This is a genomic window from Allofustis seminis DSM 15817, from assembly GCF_000374325.1.
Taxonomy (GTDB): domain Bacteria; phylum Bacillota; class Bacilli; order Lactobacillales; family Carnobacteriaceae_A; genus Allofustis; species Allofustis seminis.
In genome coordinates this window covers 12695-29793 of record NZ_KB894084.1, presented here as the reverse complement: position 1 = coordinate 29793, position 17099 = coordinate 12695, and the positions used below count along the sequence as shown (strand labels likewise).

Here is a 17099-nt window from a genome sequence, read left to right as displayed (position 1 = left end):
TACGGGGACACCCTCAATGTCATCAGGAATTTCTAATTTAGAAATCGTTTGATCCTTGGAAAACCTGTCACACGCACACCGTCACCATTCAATTGATATTGAAATGTGCCATTGTCTTGTGTCAAGGTCTCGCCAAGTGCATGAATTGGTGCAACATGCACGAGGAAAAGTACCCCTAAGAGTAAATGTATCAATATATTTTGTATCTTCTTATTCACACTGCCACCCTTTTCTTTTTTTCTTACATCGCATACTAAAAATGGGCATTTTTAATAAATTTACACTCTTTATTCAAGAAAGTCAAGATATGCGCTAGATTATGCGGACACATTCATTAATAATCAATAGCACCATTAAAATTAATATGATGAATTATTTTAATCTATACAAATTACTTTTTTAATCGCAAAATCTATAGTCACTATATATAGGAAGTTTTATCTTTTTAGAGCGATAAAAAAGACCCTGATAATAACAATACAGGATCTTTTAAATGATTTATACCATGTAAGAAATGTATTTATTGTATCATTTTCTTAAAATTTATCGCGCCAATTACTTAAAAATGGTGTCGCTAGCATTTGTGTAATAGCAGCCGCATTTGGGGCAAGACATGTCCAATGTCCCATTTTACGTCCAGTGCGACTCTCTCCTTTTCGATAAAAATGAACATGTGCCGCTTTAAAATGTTCTCTTACTGTCTCGATATCGATAACATGTTGCCCGAGAATGTTCACCATCAATGCATCAGAGTGCAATATGATAGGAGCGAGTGCTTGACCGCAAATGGCATCAATATGCTGATCAAATTGCGACACAGAGCATGCTTCAATGGTATAATGCCCACTATTGTGTGGACGCGGAGCAAGTTCATTGACATAGATCTCGCCTTGCTCTGTCACAAAGAATTCCACACCGCACACCCCAACAAGCTCACTCTTTTGAGCAATCTTAAAGGCGATAGCATGCATTTTTTGAATGACTTTTTCATTTGCAAGTGGAACAATGGATGCAAATAATATACCTGAACGATGCTCATTGCGTGCCGCTGGGAAACACTCAATATTTCCATAGAGATCACGGGCCACGATTATCGATGCTTCATATTGGAATGGGCAAAAGGCTTCTGCTACCGCTCCTTGAGCGACAATAGCATGCACTTCTGGCTTATCTAGATCTTGTGGTGTCTTCAGCACTTCTTGTCCTTTACCATCATAACCAAAACGCGTTGTCTTAAGTACAAAAGGATATTGCAAGGCACATGCTGCTTGTTGTAAATCTTGAAGAGTCCGTACTGCATGATGGGCAACCACTGGAATATCTAAGGATGCCAGCCATGATTTTTCCATCAGACGGTCTTGTGTCGTTTGTAAGAAAGTTGCCCCTTGTGGTAAATAACTTTTTTCAGCAATTTCTTCCAGAAGTGGTCCATCAATATTCTCAAATTCATAAGTTACGACATCTGTTTGCTGAATGAATTGTAACAATTTCGTACGGTCGTCAAAGGATCCCACCTGATAAGTATCTGCAACACTGAAACCACATGCTTGTGGATTGGGATCATACATCGCGATACGATAACCTTTTGCTTGAGCAGAGAGTGCTAGCATTTTGCCTAGTTGTCCTGCACCAATGATTCCAATGGTCTGACCACGTTTAATTTTCTTCATGGTGCAACGCCTCCGTCATCGAAATGGCTGCCTCATATTGATCTTTTACAAATTGTTCATAATGGGCTGCGACTTTTTCATCATACAGCGCAAGAACACGAGCTGCATAAAGGCCAGCATTTTGAGCACCACTTGCACCAATAGCCATGGTAGCAACAGGCACTCCTTTAGGCATCTGAACAATCGACAGAAATGAGTCATAACCAGAAAGTGCACTTGATTTCATTGGAACCCCAATGACAGGAAGTGATGTTGCTGCGGCAACCATCCCCGGCAAATGTGCTGCACCACCTGCCCCCGCAATAATAACTTGCAAATGACGTGAAGCAGCTTTTTTGGCATAGTCTAACATGTCAAAAGGCATGCGGTGCGCAGAAACAACTTTTTTCTCATATTTAATCCCAAAGCGGTCTAAAATTAGGCACGCCTCTTTCATTTGTTCCCAGTCTGAACTGCTTCCCATGATGACACCTACTTTTGCTTCACTCATATGTCAGTCTCCTTTGCGAATTTCTCGCCAATATCTTTGCGATAAAATGTATAAGGCAGATTTTGTGCACTCAATTGTTCATATACATATCGGCGGCATTCCGCTAATGTAGGCGCTTGATGTAAGACCATAAATAAGCGGCCTCCATTAGCAATCAATTGCCCTTGTTCATCGCGCGCAACTCCCGCAAAGTCGGCAGAATTAAAGGCAAAATCTTCAGTAAATAGGAGCGGCTGACCTACTACTGCTTTTTGCGGATATCCTTCTGCTGCCACCACAACGCCTAAGCAGTAATTATCATTCATTTCTGCTATGGCCTTTTGTCCATGAACACTTGCTGCAAATAATTCATACAAATCATTTTTAATTCGTTGCAGCATGATTTGCGTTTCAGGGTCGCCAAAACGCGCATTAAATTCAATGACATAAATGCCTTTATCATTAAGCATCGCACCCGTATATAATACGCCAGTGTAAGGATTGCCAATCGCAACCAAATGATCCATCAATGGCTGGACGATCTCGTCTTGTACACGCTGAGCTAATAATTCATCGACAAAAGGAACAGGTGAGAATGCTCCCATACCGCCTGTGTTCTTGCCTTGATCTTGATCAAATGCACGCTTATAATCGCGAGCTGCCATTAGTGGAATACATTGACTACCATTGACTAAAGTAAAGAAAGAAAATTCTTCACCTGTTAAGAATTCCTCAATAATAAAAGGTTCTCCATGATCGACAAAATCTTCAATGGTCTGTGCAGCTTCTTCATAACTTTGGGCAATAATTACACCTTTTCCTGCTGCTAGACCATCTTGCTTGATTACAATAGGTAGCGACTGTTTTCTCATATAGTCAAGCGCTTGTTCCATATCCTCTGCTCTACCAGAGAAAGACTGATAGTCCGCACAACGTACGCCTGCTTGTTTCATTTGTTCTTTTGCATATTTTTTTGATGATTCGATTTGCGCTGCTTTTTTTGTAGGGCCTAAGATTGGCAAATCATTTTCCAAAAAAGCATCAACAACACCTGCACAAATAGATTGCTCAGGACCTACAACCGTCAAATCAATTGCCATAGATTGAGCAAAGGACACAAGTGAGGGAATATCGGTGCCAGAAATCGGCACACATTCAATAGGCGCATCTTGCTCATCTTGTCCTAAGCACATCCCTGGATTGCCTGGGCAGACGAATACTTTTTCAACGTGTTGGCTTTTGCTCAGTCCGCGGGCAAGAGCATGTTCGCGACCGCCGCCCCCGATAACAAGTACTTTTTTCATACAAATCTCCCTTCTTTAATGGCGGAAATGACGAATATTCGTCTTGACCATAGTCATCTGATGTGCATTACAAAAGTCTGTCGAATCTTGATCACGAATCGAACCACCTGGCTGAATAATAGCGGGCACCTCATATGTATGTGCAAGCGCTACTGTATCAGGCATCGGGAAGAAAGCATCGCTTGCCATCACGGCTTCATGCGGTTTGAAATCATCGCGTGCTGCAGCTTGTTTAAGTGCAATCTCGGCAGCACCGACACGATTCATCTGACCAGCGCCAATCCCTAATGTCATATAGGCATTATTGATTACGATGGCGTTACTTTTTACATGTTTGCATACTTTCATGCCGAATTGAAATGCTTTTAATTGTTCAGGTGTTGGTGCACAATCAGTCATCAATTCCCATTCTTTTGGCAATGCTACTGCTTCTCCAAGACTGTTCAATTCTGTCGAATTATCAGGTGTCTGTTCCAAGAGTCCGCCGATAATGCTGCGATATTCTTTTTGGTCAATTGCTGCTTGATCGGAGAAATCCATTTGCAATAAGCGAATATTTTTCTTGCGTGCCAAAAGTTGAAATGCTTCAACATCATAAGCAGGAGCAATAATAATTTCTAAGAAGATTTTATGTAATTTCTCGGCAAGGGCAAGTGATACTGGACGATTAACAACGACAATCCCGCCAAAAATCGAAATTGAATCCGCACTATAACAGCGATCAAATGCTTGTTCAATCGTTTCGCCAATGGCAACGCCACAAGGATTGGTATGTTTCGTAGCAACGGCGACAGGCTCTTCAAATTCGCACGCTATTTTGATGGCAGCATCCGCATCATTATAATTGTTGTAGCTCATTGCTTTGCCATGAAGTTGTTGTGCAGCAAGTAATGAATACTTCGATGGTCTGGATTGGCGATATACTTTCGCTTGTTGATGACTATTTTCACCGTAACGCAACACTTCCATTCCTGTATAGCCAAGCGTTAAAAATGGCCAGTCATACATTTTGAAATCTTCTGCTTGAACCGTAAGATAGTCTGCAATCAAGCTATCATAGTATGCCGTCTGCGCGAATACTTTTTGTGCAAGATAAGCACGAAATGCAGTGGATGTTTCTCCTTTTTCTTGTAACTGTTCCACCAATGTGCCATAATCACGTGGATCTGTTACAACAGTGATATGTTCGTAGTTTTTAGCTGCACTACGCAACATTGTTGGGCCTCCGATATCAATCTGCTCAATCGCTTCTGCGCGTGTTGTTTCTTTATTTTGAATGGTTTGCTCAAAAGGATACAAATTAACAACCACAAATTCAATCGAAGGAATCTTATGGTCTGCCATAGCTTGAAGATGTTGCTCAATATTTCGATTAGCTAATAGTCCGCCATGAATCAGCGGATGTAACGTTTTGACACGACCGTCCATCATTTCAGGAAAGTGCGTGACCGATTCTACAGTCTCAACGGGAATATGTGCTTCTTTGAGTGCTTGATAAGTGCCACCTGTCGATAATAAATAAATGCCGGCTTCATGAAGGGCCTGTGCTACTTCGACAATTCCTTTTTTATCCGACACGCTTAAAAGTGCATAACGTTTTTTCATGAAAAATGCTCCTCTTCCTTTCCTAATCGTTGTAACGTTTTGGGATAGAGTTGATGTTCAATATGATGAATCTTCTCTTCTAATTCTTCTCTCGTCCAAGTAGGATCCACCGTTAACTTCTCTTGAGCAATAATCGGTCCACTATCAATACCTTCATCCACCCAATGGACTGTTACACCTGTCTCAGTAACTCCTGCTGCATAAGCATCTCCAATACCATCTCGGCCAGGAAAGTTAGGCAAAAGTGCAGGATGAATATTAACAATTCTGTGGGGAAAAGCCTCCAATAAAGGTGCACCGACAATCCGCATAAAGCCTGCTAGCACGACCCACTCTGCCCCTTTTTCTTTTAAGTAGTCCGCAATGGCAGACTCCCATGCTTTACGGGTCTTATATGCTTTTAATGGCGCAACAAAAATAGGTAACTGCGCTAATTTTGCACGCGTAATCACATAAGCATCTGGCTGATCACACACGATGGCCACAATTTCTGCTTCTAATGTACCATCATTAATCGCTTGCATAATTGCTGCAACATTTGAACCATTTCCAGAAGCTAATAAAGCTAATTTCATATGGATTCCCCTTTATTAAGTAATTGTACGTGTTCATCTGATGCTTTAATAACTTGTCCGATGCGTGTTGCTGCAGGAAGTTCTTCAAGGACTTTCGCTTCATCTTCTGGACGGATGGCAAATATAAGTCCCATTCCCATATTGAATATATGAAACATTTCACGTGTTGAAATTGCCCCTAACGATTGCATGATGCGGAAAATTTCAGGAATCTCCCACGATGAAAGCTCTACTTGTGCACATAATCCTGCCGGTAGCATCCGCGGTAAATTCTCATAAAAACCGCCTCCTGTAATATGGGCAACACTTTGAACAAGCTGCTTAGATAGCAGTGGCATCATATCTTCAACATAAATTTTGGTAGGTGCCAGTAGCTCATCAATTAGCAACTTTCCGCTTGGGAGCTGATCTTGCAATGTCCATTGATGATCTTTGAAAAATAGTTTGCGCACCAATGAAAAACCATTGGAATGAATGCCTGAACTTTTAAGACCCATTAGGACATCGCCTTCTTGTACATTGTCTGGCAAAAGCATCTGCTGGCGATCAACTGCCCCAACTGTAAAGCCTGCAATATCAAATTCTTCAGCATGATATAAATCAGGCATCTCAGCCGTCTCTCCGCCAATCAGTGCACAATGCGCTTGAACACAACCTTCTGCAACACCAGCAACAATTTCCTCAATCATTTGCGGTGAATTTTTCCCGACAGCAAGATAATCTAAGAAGAATAGAGGAAATGCTCCTTGTGCTAATACATCATTCACACACATCGCAACACAATCAATGCCGATCGTGTGATATCTTTTAGATTGTTGGGCAAGCAGAATTTTCGTTCCAACGCCGTCAGTTCCCGACACGAGAATGGGATCGTCCATCTGCAAATTCGCCAACGAGAATAATCCGCCAAAGCCACCTAATTCGGATAGTACTTCTGGGCGATGCGTACGTGCAATATGTTTTTTCATTCGTGAAACAGCTTCATATCCACTCACTAAATCGACACCAGCTTTTTGATAGGCACTACTTCCTTGTTCATTTTTAGGCGCATTGCTTTTATTTGCCATCGACATCCTCCCCTTTTAAGACTCTTTTTTGTAATGGGCTCAATTCTTTTTTTAATGTTGCCTCATAATCGACAATAGGTGCTGGATATTCCCCTGTAAAGACATCTAAACAAAGGCCACGATTTGGTGCATCAAAATGAGTACCAATCGCATCTAATAAGCCTTCAACACTCATAAATTCCAATGAATCAGCACCAATTTCTGAACACATCTCTGAAACTGTATGGGTCGCCGCTAACAATTCGCCACTCGTAGATACATCAATCCCATAAAAATTAGGAAAACGTAATGGTGGGCTTGCAATACGCAAATGGACTTCTGCTGCACCAGCATTTTTTAACATTTCCACAATATGGCGAGCTGTTGTTCCACGTACAATTGAATCATCTACCAGCACGACAGAGCGCCCTTGAACGACACCCACGACTGGAGATAATTTCTTGCGTACGCCTTGCTCGCGTAATTCTTGTGTAGGTTCAATAAATGTTCGCGCCGTATATTGGTTGCGTATTAATCCCATTTCATAAGGTAGGCCGCTCGCTTCCGCATAACCTGTCGCTGCCGAAAGTGAAGAATTTGGGACACCAATGACCATGTCAGCATGAGGTGCTGGTGCTTCTTTTGCAAGAATTTCACCCATTTTCTTACGCGCAGAGTGCACATTAATTCCGGCAATCTCACTATCAGGACGCGAAAAGTAAATATATTCCATCGCGTCAAGTGCTATTTGTGTTTTTGTTGTATATTCAAAGATCTCTAGTCCTTTATCGGTAATACTTGCAAAGTTGCCTGCATGAATATTGCGCACAAATTTCGCACCGATTGAATGAAGCGCACATGTTTCACTAGCTAGCACATAAGCACCACTTGGCATCTGACCGATCGCAAGCGGTCTAAAGCTATTCGCATCCACAATTCCAATCAATTCATCATTGGTCATCACAATAAAAGTAAAGCCACCTTGGAGTTTGCATAGCGATTCTTTTAAGCGCTCATGAAAGGTACTTTTTTTACTGTGGCGAATTAAATGGACGAGAATTTCTGCATCTGTGCCAGACTGAAAGACAGCACCTTCTGCTTCAAGCTCTCGTCTTAAGACTTTAGCATTTGTTAGGTTGCCATTATGCGCAATCGCAATGGTCTGATCGTAAAAATGGAAAACGAGTGGCTGCACATCGGCAAACCCGCTCGCTTGTTTATTCAATGTATAACTCACGTGGCCGATTGCACAGTCACCCGTTAAATTTTGTAAACGTTGTGGTTCATGAAATACTTCACTCAAAAGACCGTAGCCGCGAAATTGTTTAACTTCTTGCATCTTTGAATCTAATGTTACAATGCCTGCCCCTTCTTGGCCGCGATGTTGCAGCGCATGAAGTGCAAAATAAGCCACGTGAGCAGCTTCTTTGCCACCTTTCCATAGGCCAAAAAGCCCGCATGCTTCATGCAACTCTTTTTCTGTGGTGACATTTTCTAACATGAAAGTCCATCCTTCCATATCGCTTCTAATTCTTCTTTTGGACAATGCAATTGATCATTATTGCACTGGACTGCAATCATCTCTTCTTCTGTTACAACACCTAGATATTCACAATTTATGCCCATTTCCTTAGCATATGCTTCAAAGTCAGTGCGATGATCTGCGGCGATAGATATGACAAATCGCGATGCACTTTCGCTAAATAGCTCGGCTTTTGACTTGTTAATCGTAACTTGTAAACCATATGGTGTTTGGAAAACTTTTTGTAAAAGACCCATAAGCAGACCCCCCTCGGACAGGTCATGAGCCGATTGAAGCAATTGTTTTTCATTCATTTGTTGAATGAGTTGTTGTTGGCGAACTTCTTCATCTAAGTCAAAATGAAGAGGCCCTGAAATTTTTCCTGTTTGATATTTTTGCAACACACTTCCAGAATAGTCTGCTCCCGTCTTACCTACAACATAAAGAGCATCTCCTGCTTGTTGAACATGCATTGGCGTCACTTGGTGGATATTAGGAATAAGGCCCACCATACCAACCATTGGTGTTGGATAAATGCTACCCGCTTCATTTTCATTATTTAAAGAGACATTTCCAGAAATAACAGGTGTTTGTAAACGCTCAGCTGCCGTTGAAATTCCTTGTGCTGCAAATTTCAATTCATAAAATACTTCCAAATCTTTAATATTACCAAAGTTAAGTCCGTCCGTTATCGCTAGTGGCTGACCACCAGAAGCAACGATATTACGTGCAGCTTCTGCAACAGTCATCTGACCGCCAATCTCTGGATCTAGATAAACATAACGTCCATTGCAGTCCACTGTAATGGCGATGCCTTTGTCACTATTTGGAATATGCACAATGCCCGCATCACTTCCTGGGCGAACAACGGTTTGTCCTAAGCTGGTCGTATCGAATTGTTCAATGACTGGCTGACGACTTGCTAAATCGGCAGTATTTAAAAGTGCTTTTGTCATCTCGGTCAAATCGAAATCTTCTGGTACATAGGCGACTGCATGTTTCATACGTTCTGGCTCTGCCCATGGTTTCTCATAGACAGGTGCATCATCTGCTAGCGTTCTGACGGGAACATCAACGACAAGTTCTCCTTCATGATAGACTTGATATAAATTGCCAGATGTTACTTCACCAATCACAGCAACAGGAAGTTGATATTTTTCAGCAATTTGAGCGACCACTTCCTCGCCACCTGCTTTGACACATAAAAGCATACGTTCTTGTGATTCAGAGAGTAAGATTTCATAAGGTGTCATTTCTTCTTCACGTTGTGGTACGCGATCTGTATATAGCACAACCCCTGCATCTGCACTGGACGCCATCTCAGAACTTGAAGAAACAAGTCCCGCTGCCCCCATATCTTGAACTCCAATAATGATATCGGAATGTTCATGAATTAATTCTAAGCATGCATCCATCACTCTTTTTTCAAGATAAGGATTCCCTGCTTGTACGGCAGAACCTTGATCGGAGTTATCGCCGAGTACTGCATCACTGGAAAAAGTTGCACCATTAATTCCATCGCGACCCGTTTTTGCTCCAAGATAAATAATTTTATTGCCAATACCTGAAGCAACGCCTTTTTTTATGTCCTCATGATTCAATAAACCTACGACCATCGCGTTCACTAGTGGCGAACCATGATATGCTTCATCAAATTTCACTTCGCCAGCAATCGTTGGAACACCCATCTTGCTACCATAATCACTAATGCCACGAACTGCTTCTTTAAAGAGATAGCGCGTACGATCATCTGTAAGTTCGCCAAAGCGAAGAGAATTCACGCCAGCAATTGGCGTCGCTCCCATACTGAATACATCGCGCAAGATACCCCCTAGCCCTGTAGCTGCCCCTTCATAAGGTTCGACAGCACTTGGTGAGTTATGACTTTCGATTTTAAAAACAACTGCTTGTCCATCGCCAATGTCGACAATTCCAGCCCCTTCTCCTGGTCCTTGCAAAACTTGCGGTCCTTCAGTATAAAATTTTCTTAAGATTGGTTTGGAGTTCTTGTAGGAGCAATGTTCACTCCACATTGCTGAATAAATCCCTATTTCCGTATAACCTGGTTTGCGCGATAATAAGGCGACCACTTTCTCATATTCTTCGTCGGTCATTCCCCATTCACGATAGACTTTTGTCTGTGCAACTTCTTCCGCATTCATTAATTCCCACTTCATTTTCTTCCCTCATTTCTAGACGCTACTTCTTCGATCCATTCGAAAACTTCTTTTCCATCTGTAGCTGCTTGCCAGCTTTGGCATACGCGTTCCGGATGAGGGAAAACTCCCATCACATGGCCAGTATCATCGCAAAGGGCAGCGATATTTTTGGCGCGAGAACCAAATGGCGACCCTTTTTCATATGTCATGAGAACTTGGTCATCTTTTATAGAATCGTTCAGAACATATTGGCCGAATTTCGCACTGGCGAGTAATTGAAGTTTCAAGTCATTGAAATGAATGGTTACTAATTCTTCATGAAAATTAAGGGATTCATTTTGGACGAATCCGCCTGGCAGTAGGCCTGCTTCACATAGAATTTGAAAACCGTTACCAATACCGATAATCGTTGCATATTGGCGTACTTGCTTTAAGGCACTCATCACTGGCGTGGTCGCTGCCACTGCACCAGGACGTAGATAATCACCATAAGAAGCTCCACCTGGTAAAAAAATGACACCATAATCACTTAAGTCTATTGTCTGATCGGAAAGATGTTCAACAGTGAAATCCGTATGTGTGTTGAGCGCTTCTGCTAGCTCAAGCGCACCGTTTGCGCCAGAAAAATTAATAATGGCTGCTTTCATAGAATTTAAGCCTCCTTCACAGTAAGCTGATAGTCTTCCATCGCGCTATTGACGAGTAACTTTTGCGCCACTGTATGAGCAAGAGATTCCGCTTCCGCACGACTTGGTGCAGCGACTTCAAACACAATCAATTTTTTTGTTTGAAAATTAGAATATGTTGCCGGTTGCAATTTATCTGCCGTTTCTTGAATGACTTGCGCTACTGGATCGATGACGGACTCTTTTTTTGAAATGAAAACTTCCACTTTATACATTTGGACACTCCCTTTTATTTTTAAAAAACCGAACGTTTTATGATTTGTTTTGAATATTATACGGATATTCTACTTAAATATATCATTTTATTCGTTTTTTTCAACTATTTTATTTATTTTTTGTATTTTTCGTTCGTTTTTATTTCGCTTTTACGGTAAAATAAATGTATTAAAAAGAAAGAAGGGGCAGTATGAAGAAAATTTATACAGGTAAAACAAAAGATGTGTATGAATTATCATCAGGAAATATCCAACTCGTATTCAAAGATGATATGACAGGAAAAGCAGGAGTCTTTGATCCCGGAAGCAATGAAGTCGGTTTAACTGTACCAGGATCAGGGCGTGCAGGTTTGATGCTTTCACAATATTTCTTTACTGCAATTGAAGCGGCAGGAATTGCAACTCACTTTGTTAATGCAGATCTTGACAAACAGACCATGGAAGTGCTGCCCATCGAACCTTTTGGAAAAGGGTTGGAAGTCATTTGCCGTTTTGAAGCGGCAGGAAGCTTCGTTCGACGCTACGGCAATTATGTAAAAGAAGGCGATCCATTACCACAATTGATTGAAATCTCATTAAAAGACGATCAACGTGGCGATCCTTTCATTGAAAAGGAAACACTTGTTGCACTCCGTCTACTGACTGCTCAAGAGCATGATACACTCATTGAAAAAACAAGAAACATCAGCCATATCATTCAGCAATTGCTTGCGGATCATCAGCTGCACCTCATTGATATTAAATTAGAGTTCGGCCGCAGCAAAAAAACAGGTGATATCCTACTCATTGATGAGATCTCAGGCGGAAATATGCGCGTAACGCACCGCGGTGAGCCCGTTCATCCACTTGATATTCATCGCTATTTAGCATAATAAAATAAAAAAGCTGTCACTTCTTTTGATATGCCTTTATGCATATTAGGAAGTGACAGTTTTTTTAATCAATCATCAGCCAAGTGAATAGTTTGGTGCTTCTTTTGTAATTTGAACGTCATGCGGATGCGATTCAATCAGTCCAGCACTTGTAATTCGAACAAATTGTGCTTCTTCCCGAAGAGTCTGCAAGTTTGGTGCACCGCAGTACCCCATACCTGCACGAATTCCGCCAACCATTTGAAAGACGATATCAGCAACGCTACCCTTGTAGGCAACGCGTCCTTCAATTCCTTCAGGGACTAATTTTTTCGCTTCATTTTCGCCTTGGAAATAACGATCACTTGAGCCTCGTTCCATTGCTGCAAGGCTGCCCATACCGCGATATGTTTTATAACGGCGTCCTTGGAAAATTTCAAATTCTCCTGGCGACTCATCCGTTCCAGCTAGCATACTTCCGAGCATTACCGCATTTCCACCAGCAGCAAGAGCTTTGACTATATCACCTGACAATTTAATTCCACCATCAGCAATGATCGCTTTGCCATACTCACGTGCGGCATCGGCACACTCATAAATAGCTGAAAGTTGTGGGACACCCACCCCCGCAACAACACGTGTTGTACAGATGGATCCTGGTCCTATACCCACTTTAACAATGTCAACGCCGACATCAAATAATGCACGCGTAGCATCAGCTGTAGCGACATTTCCAGCAATGATGGTTACCTCTGGAAAAGCTTCACGAATTTCTTTTATTTTGCGAATAACACCTGCGCTATGGCCATGTGCTGTATCAATCACTAAAGCATCCAAAGCTTCAGCAATCAAAGCACGTGCACGCTCAAATGTATCGGACGTAATGCCCACTGCAGCCGCCACGAGCAGTCGTCCATCTTTGTCTTTAGCAGCATGAGGAAATTGAACAACTTTTTCGATATCTTTGCTTGTGATAAGACCAGATAGACGAAATTCATCATCAACAATCGGTAATTTTTCTAAACGATGTTCATGTAAGATGCGTTCGGCTTCTTTCAAAGAAGTACCAATAGGTGCCGTTACTAAATGCTCACTCGTCATATAAGATTCAATTGGGCTGTCCCAATCCTGAATAAAACGCATATCACGATTGGTAATAATTCCAACAAGCTTGCGATTATCACGCGTTTCTACAATGGGAACACCGCTGATATGATAGCGATTCATCAAAGCTTCTACTTCGCGCACTGGGCGATCTTTCGTTAAGAAAAATGGATCATGAATCACGCCATTTTCACTGCGTTTTACTTTTTTTACTTCTTGAGCTTGAGCCTGAATCGTCATATTCTTATGGATGACACCCAACCCGCCTTGGCGTGCCATCGCAATTGCCATCTCCGCCTCTGTTACCGTATCCATGCTGGCACTCATAAGCGGTAAATTCAATTTAATATTCGGGGCAAGCTGCGTGGACAAGTCCACCTCATTGGGCAATACATGACTTTCTGCTGGAATAAGTAACACATCATCAAAAGTAAAGCCTTCTTTTTCAAATTTCGTCTTCCATCCTGACACTTTTATTTCCTCCTTATTTTAAATTGTTTGTAGACTATCATAAACCCGTATATTTTTCAAATAAAACATAAAAAGTTCGTGTTTTATTTTGAATTACGAAATTTTTCCTTCAATTGTTTGTAAATCAGGCCGTCCATCAAATGTAACAATCGCTTCAAGTGCAATACATAGTCCTTTGACTAATGTCGCAAGTGGTAGCGATGGTTTTTGTTGTTGATGTGTGCCAAGTTGTTCATCCATATAAGGAATATGAATGAATCCTGCCTTCATCTGAGGATACTCATGTTGTGCTAAGTATAAATTTTGATACATCAGATGATTGCAGACAAATGTTCCAGCCGTATTAGAAACTGTTGCAGGAATATCCGCCGCTTTCAGTGCAGCAACAATTGCTTTGATAGGCAATGTACTAAAATAGGCGGCAGCACCATCAGGTTGAATAATTTGATCAATGGGTTGTTGTCCTGCATTATCACAGATAGCAGCATCATCTATATTAATGGCGACTCTTTCTGGTGTAATACCTGCTCGACCACCCGCCTGACCAATATTCACTAAGACATCGGGGCGATAATTGTCCACTGCTTCCTTGACGACCGCTGCTGATGTATTGAAAATCGTTGGCACTTCAAGCGTAATAATTTGTGCACCAGCAATTTCTTGCGGCAACTGCTTCACCGCCTCCAGCGCTGGATTAACTTGATCATTTCCAAAAGGGTCAAAGGCTGTTACTAATATTTTCATCAATTTCATTCCTTTCAATTCATCTGCAATACCATCTTTGCACGTACGGGATCATCTGTAATAATCCCATCCACTCCCAAAGCGGCCATGCGTAAGATATTTTTCGGTTTGTTGACGGTCCATGCATTCACTTTGAGCAAATGATGATGTGCAAAGGCAACCAACTCTTTTGTCAATTTTCGATGTGATGGATGATAGAAATCAAGGGCCAAATCTGCTGCCTTTAAAATCGTTGTTTCACTGGCTGATTTTACAAGTAGACCCGCTGCAATTTCTGGTGCAAGTTGTTTTGCACGTTTAAGCGCTTTTTCGTCGAAGCTGGAGAAAAAGACGCGGTCACATACATCATAATCTTTCAAAAGTTGAATCGTTTTGGCTTCAAGTCCATTGTCCTTTGCGGAATCGGCTTTAAATTCAATATTCACCATTAAATTCGTCTGTGCAAACCAATATAAAAAATCATCTAATGTCGGGATATGATATGTGCGCCCATTTTTACGTGTATAAATCTGTTGTAAGATATGTGCCGGCTTTTTGCTGATAAAGCCACGCCACTGGAACGTTCGCGATAAGGTAGCATCGTGAAAAACTATGACTTCACCATCAAGCGACAATCTCACATCTAATTCGATACCGTCCGCTTGCATCAAATCTGCCGCAATAAAAGCTTCCATCGTATTTTCTAGATAGCGTCCGGAATATCCGCGATGTGCATAAATATTCATAGTATTCATCCCTTTCTACTTTTCTATTATACACAAGACGGCACACAACTTATCTGGATAATGATTATTTTTCAGCATGGGATCTTATGCATGTGAATATCTCGTGAAAAAATAAATATTTTTTGTGACAGACAACTTCCAAAAACACTATATCTTGTGGTAGTATAAAGTCATAAAATATTTTTCAAAGGAGACTCTATGGCAGTGATAGTATTAGCAGGAATGATTGGTGCAGGAAAAACAACATATACAACCATGCTGGCAGATGCATTAGGAACGACACCTTTTTATGAATCAGTTGACAATAACCCCATCTTGGAGAAATATTATGAAGATCCAAAACGTTATGCCTTTGCCTTGCAAATTTTCTTTTTGAATAAACGATTTAAAAGTATTAAAGAAGCACTCTACCACAAAAATAATGTGCTAGATCGCAGCATTTATGAAGATGCATTATTTACGCGCATTAATTATGAAGAAGGTAACCTTTCCAGTGAAGAGCTCGATTTATACTTAGAGCTTTTGGATAATATGATGGAAGAGTTGGACGGATTGCCAAAAAAAGGACCCGATTTATTAATTTATTTGCGTGGCTCATTGCAAACACATCTGGACCGCATTACTCGCCGTGGACGCGCCTTTGAACAAATTGACCAAAATGAAGGATTGCTTGCTTATTATACAAAACTGCACAGTCGTTATGATGATTGGTTCAAATCTTATGACAAAAGCGAAACACTCATCATTAATATTGATGAAATTAACTTAGATCATGAAGAAGATCGTCAATTCGTGATTGAACAAGTCGGTGCTAAACTGCATCACATTGATAATTTGCCTTTTAAATAGCTAAAAAAGTCTGACCGATACGACCCTCCCTCCAGCAGCTAAGTCTACTGGATAGCGTAACGGCTCAGACTTTTAATTTAGTGGGAAGTCCCTATATTATACTGCTCCTTGGCTAACACTAATCCACCATATAGCCCCGCTTCATCCCCCAATGCAGGTTCAACAATATAATCATCAAGGTTATCGACAGGCATATAATGATTATTCAACTTCTGATACCACGCTTTTATTCGCGGCAACAAATGTTTCTGGTGCATAACGCCGCCACCTAAAATAATACAATCTGGCGATAGTGTATAAGTATAATCAACTAAGGCTTGCGCAATATAATAACTGACCAATCCCCAAATTTCATCATCTTCCGCAAGGTATATTCCTTTTTTGCCACTTCTTTTTTCAATGGCCGGACCAGAAACCAAGCCTTCTAGACAGTCCTCATGGTAAGGACAGACTCCACAGAATTGATCTCCTGGTAATTTTTTCATTCGAATATGTCCAAGCTCTCCATGTCTTTTTTTATTAAAAATTTTGTGATCAACAACGATACCGCCACCTACACCCGTCCCAACTGTAAGATAAAGGCATGACTGATATTGCTTAGCTACCCCTAGCGTTGCTTCTGCCAGTGCTGCAATATTGACATCTGTATTCCAACCAATGGGAATATTGTATCGATTGACAAAAGCTCCTAACATATCAAAGTTTTTCCACTCTAATTTTGGCGTTTCCATTATATAACCATATGTTTTTGATGTTTGATCCAGATCAATTGGTCCAAATGATCCAATGCCCATCGCTTTCAGTGGATAACGGTCAAAAAAGTCAAACACCGCCTGCAATGTTTGCTGTGGCTGCCCTGTATCAATTACCACTTTTTCGATTGAGCTGAAATCCTCCGCCGATACTGCGCATACAAACTTAGTACCTCCCGCTTCAATAGCTCCATACATTATAATCAAACCCCTTCACAAAAATATTTCTCACCTTTAGTTTACATCATACCAAAAATCATTCCCTACGTCAGACGCTTTCCCTATATAAAATAAAAACCATGCATCATATATGATGCATGGTCTCATCAATAGGATAAGCCACTAAATGCAA

The 17099-nt window shown here is 41.2% G+C and carries 17 protein-coding genes; 2 read left to right on the top strand and 15 right to left on the bottom strand.

The window, feature by feature from the left end; genetic code table 11:
• Positions 1-32: 32 nt before the first annotated feature.
• From C231_RS08585 to purS, 11 genes are all read right to left on the bottom strand, one after another.
• Positions 33-218, bottom strand: a complete 186-nt coding sequence (locus tag C231_RS08585) for a hypothetical protein (protein ID WP_156808117.1) — start codon at positions 216-218, stop codon at positions 33-35.
• A 318-nt stretch (positions 219-536) separates the two neighbouring features.
• A complete protein-coding gene (purK, locus tag C231_RS0105630; RefSeq protein WP_018659653.1) occupies positions 537-1670 on the bottom strand; it encodes a 5-(carboxyamino)imidazole ribonucleotide synthase in 1134 nt (377 codons plus the stop codon).
• The gene (gene purE / locus C231_RS0105625; RefSeq protein WP_018659652.1) at positions 1657-2160 is read right to left on the bottom strand and encodes a 5-(carboxyamino)imidazole ribonucleotide mutase; all 504 of its coding nucleotides are present in this window, start codon (positions 2158-2160) and stop codon (positions 1657-1659) included. Before purE ends, purK begins: the two co-directional genes overlap by 14 nt.
• Positions 2157-3443 (bottom strand): phosphoribosylamine--glycine ligase, encoded by a 1287-nt coding sequence (gene purD, locus C231_RS0105620; RefSeq protein ID WP_018659651.1) that lies wholly within the window; start codon positions 3441-3443, stop codon positions 2157-2159. The genes purE and purD overlap by 4 nt, the downstream gene beginning before the upstream one ends.
• A 15-nt stretch (positions 3444-3458) precedes the next feature.
• Positions 3459-5048 (bottom strand): bifunctional phosphoribosylaminoimidazolecarboxamide formyltransferase/IMP cyclohydrolase, encoded by a 1590-nt coding sequence (gene purH / locus C231_RS0105615; RefSeq protein ID WP_018659650.1) that lies wholly within the window; start codon positions 5046-5048, stop codon positions 3459-3461.
• The gene (gene purN, locus C231_RS0105610; protein ID WP_018659649.1) at positions 5045-5623 is read right to left on the bottom strand and encodes a phosphoribosylglycinamide formyltransferase; all 579 of its coding nucleotides are present in this window, start codon (positions 5621-5623) and stop codon (positions 5045-5047) included. Before purN ends, purH begins: the two co-directional genes overlap by 4 nt.
• Positions 5620-6690 (bottom strand): phosphoribosylformylglycinamidine cyclo-ligase, encoded by a 1071-nt coding sequence (gene purM, locus C231_RS0105605; protein WP_018659648.1) that lies wholly within the window; start codon positions 6688-6690, stop codon positions 5620-5622. Before purM ends, purN begins: the two co-directional genes overlap by 4 nt.
• Positions 6680-8170, bottom strand: coding sequence for an amidophosphoribosyltransferase (gene purF / locus C231_RS0105600; RefSeq protein ID WP_018659647.1), 1491 nt, complete (start codon positions 8168-8170; stop codon positions 6680-6682). The genes purM and purF overlap by 11 nt, the downstream gene beginning before the upstream one ends.
• Positions 8164-10368 carry a phosphoribosylformylglycinamidine synthase subunit PurL gene (purL, locus tag C231_RS0105595; RefSeq protein WP_018659646.1) on the bottom strand — a complete coding sequence of 735 codons (2205 nt, stop codon included), beginning with the start codon at positions 10366-10368 and terminating at the stop codon, positions 8164-8166. Before purL ends, purF begins: the two co-directional genes overlap by 7 nt.
• The gene (locus C231_RS0105590) at positions 10365-10997 is read right to left on the bottom strand and encodes a phosphoribosylformylglycinamidine synthase subunit PurQ (protein ID WP_018659645.1); all 633 of its coding nucleotides are present in this window, start codon (positions 10995-10997) and stop codon (positions 10365-10367) included. Before C231_RS0105590 ends, purL begins: the two co-directional genes overlap by 4 nt.
• A 5-nt stretch (positions 10998-11002) precedes the next feature.
• On the bottom strand, positions 11003-11251 hold the full coding sequence (purS, locus tag C231_RS0105585; RefSeq protein WP_018659644.1) for a phosphoribosylformylglycinamidine synthase subunit PurS: 249 nt from the start codon (positions 11249-11251) through the stop codon (positions 11003-11005).
• A gap of 191 nt (positions 11252-11442) precedes the next feature.
• Between purS and C231_RS0105580 the strand changes: the two genes are divergently transcribed.
• Positions 11443-12123 carry a phosphoribosylaminoimidazolesuccinocarboxamide synthase gene (locus C231_RS0105580; protein WP_018659643.1) on the top strand — a complete coding sequence of 227 codons (681 nt, stop codon included), beginning with the start codon at positions 11443-11445 and terminating at the stop codon, positions 12121-12123.
• 75 nt (positions 12124-12198) lie between these two features.
• On the opposite strand, the gene guaB is transcribed toward C231_RS0105580, so the two are convergent.
• The 3 genes from guaB to C231_RS0105565 form a co-directional block, all read right to left on the bottom strand.
• The gene (gene guaB / locus C231_RS0105575) at positions 12199-13677 is read right to left on the bottom strand and encodes an IMP dehydrogenase (protein ID WP_018659642.1); all 1479 of its coding nucleotides are present in this window, start codon (positions 13675-13677) and stop codon (positions 12199-12201) included.
• Between the two features lie 93 nt (positions 13678-13770).
• Positions 13771-14421 (bottom strand): pyroglutamyl-peptidase I, encoded by a 651-nt coding sequence (gene pcp / locus C231_RS0105570; RefSeq protein WP_018659641.1) that lies wholly within the window; start codon positions 14419-14421, stop codon positions 13771-13773.
• Positions 14422-14435: 14 nt separating this feature from the next.
• Entirely contained in the window at positions 14436-15146 is a 711-nt protein-coding gene (locus tag C231_RS0105565) for a glycerophosphodiester phosphodiesterase (protein ID WP_018659640.1), read from the bottom strand.
• A 198-nt stretch (positions 15147-15344) separates the two neighbouring features.
• Here C231_RS0105565 and C231_RS0105560 point away from each other — a divergent pair, with 198 nt between their 5' ends.
• Positions 15345-15995, top strand: a complete 651-nt coding sequence (locus C231_RS0105560; RefSeq protein WP_018659639.1) for a deoxynucleoside kinase — start codon at positions 15345-15347, stop codon at positions 15993-15995.
• A gap of 77 nt (positions 15996-16072) precedes the next feature.
• On the opposite strand, the gene C231_RS0105555 is transcribed toward C231_RS0105560, so the two are convergent.
• Positions 16073-16945: an ROK family protein gene (locus tag C231_RS0105555; protein ID WP_018659638.1), complete on the bottom strand. Its 873-nt coding sequence runs from the start codon at positions 16943-16945 to the stop codon at positions 16073-16075.
• Between the last annotated feature and the right edge of the window lie 154 nt (positions 16946-17099).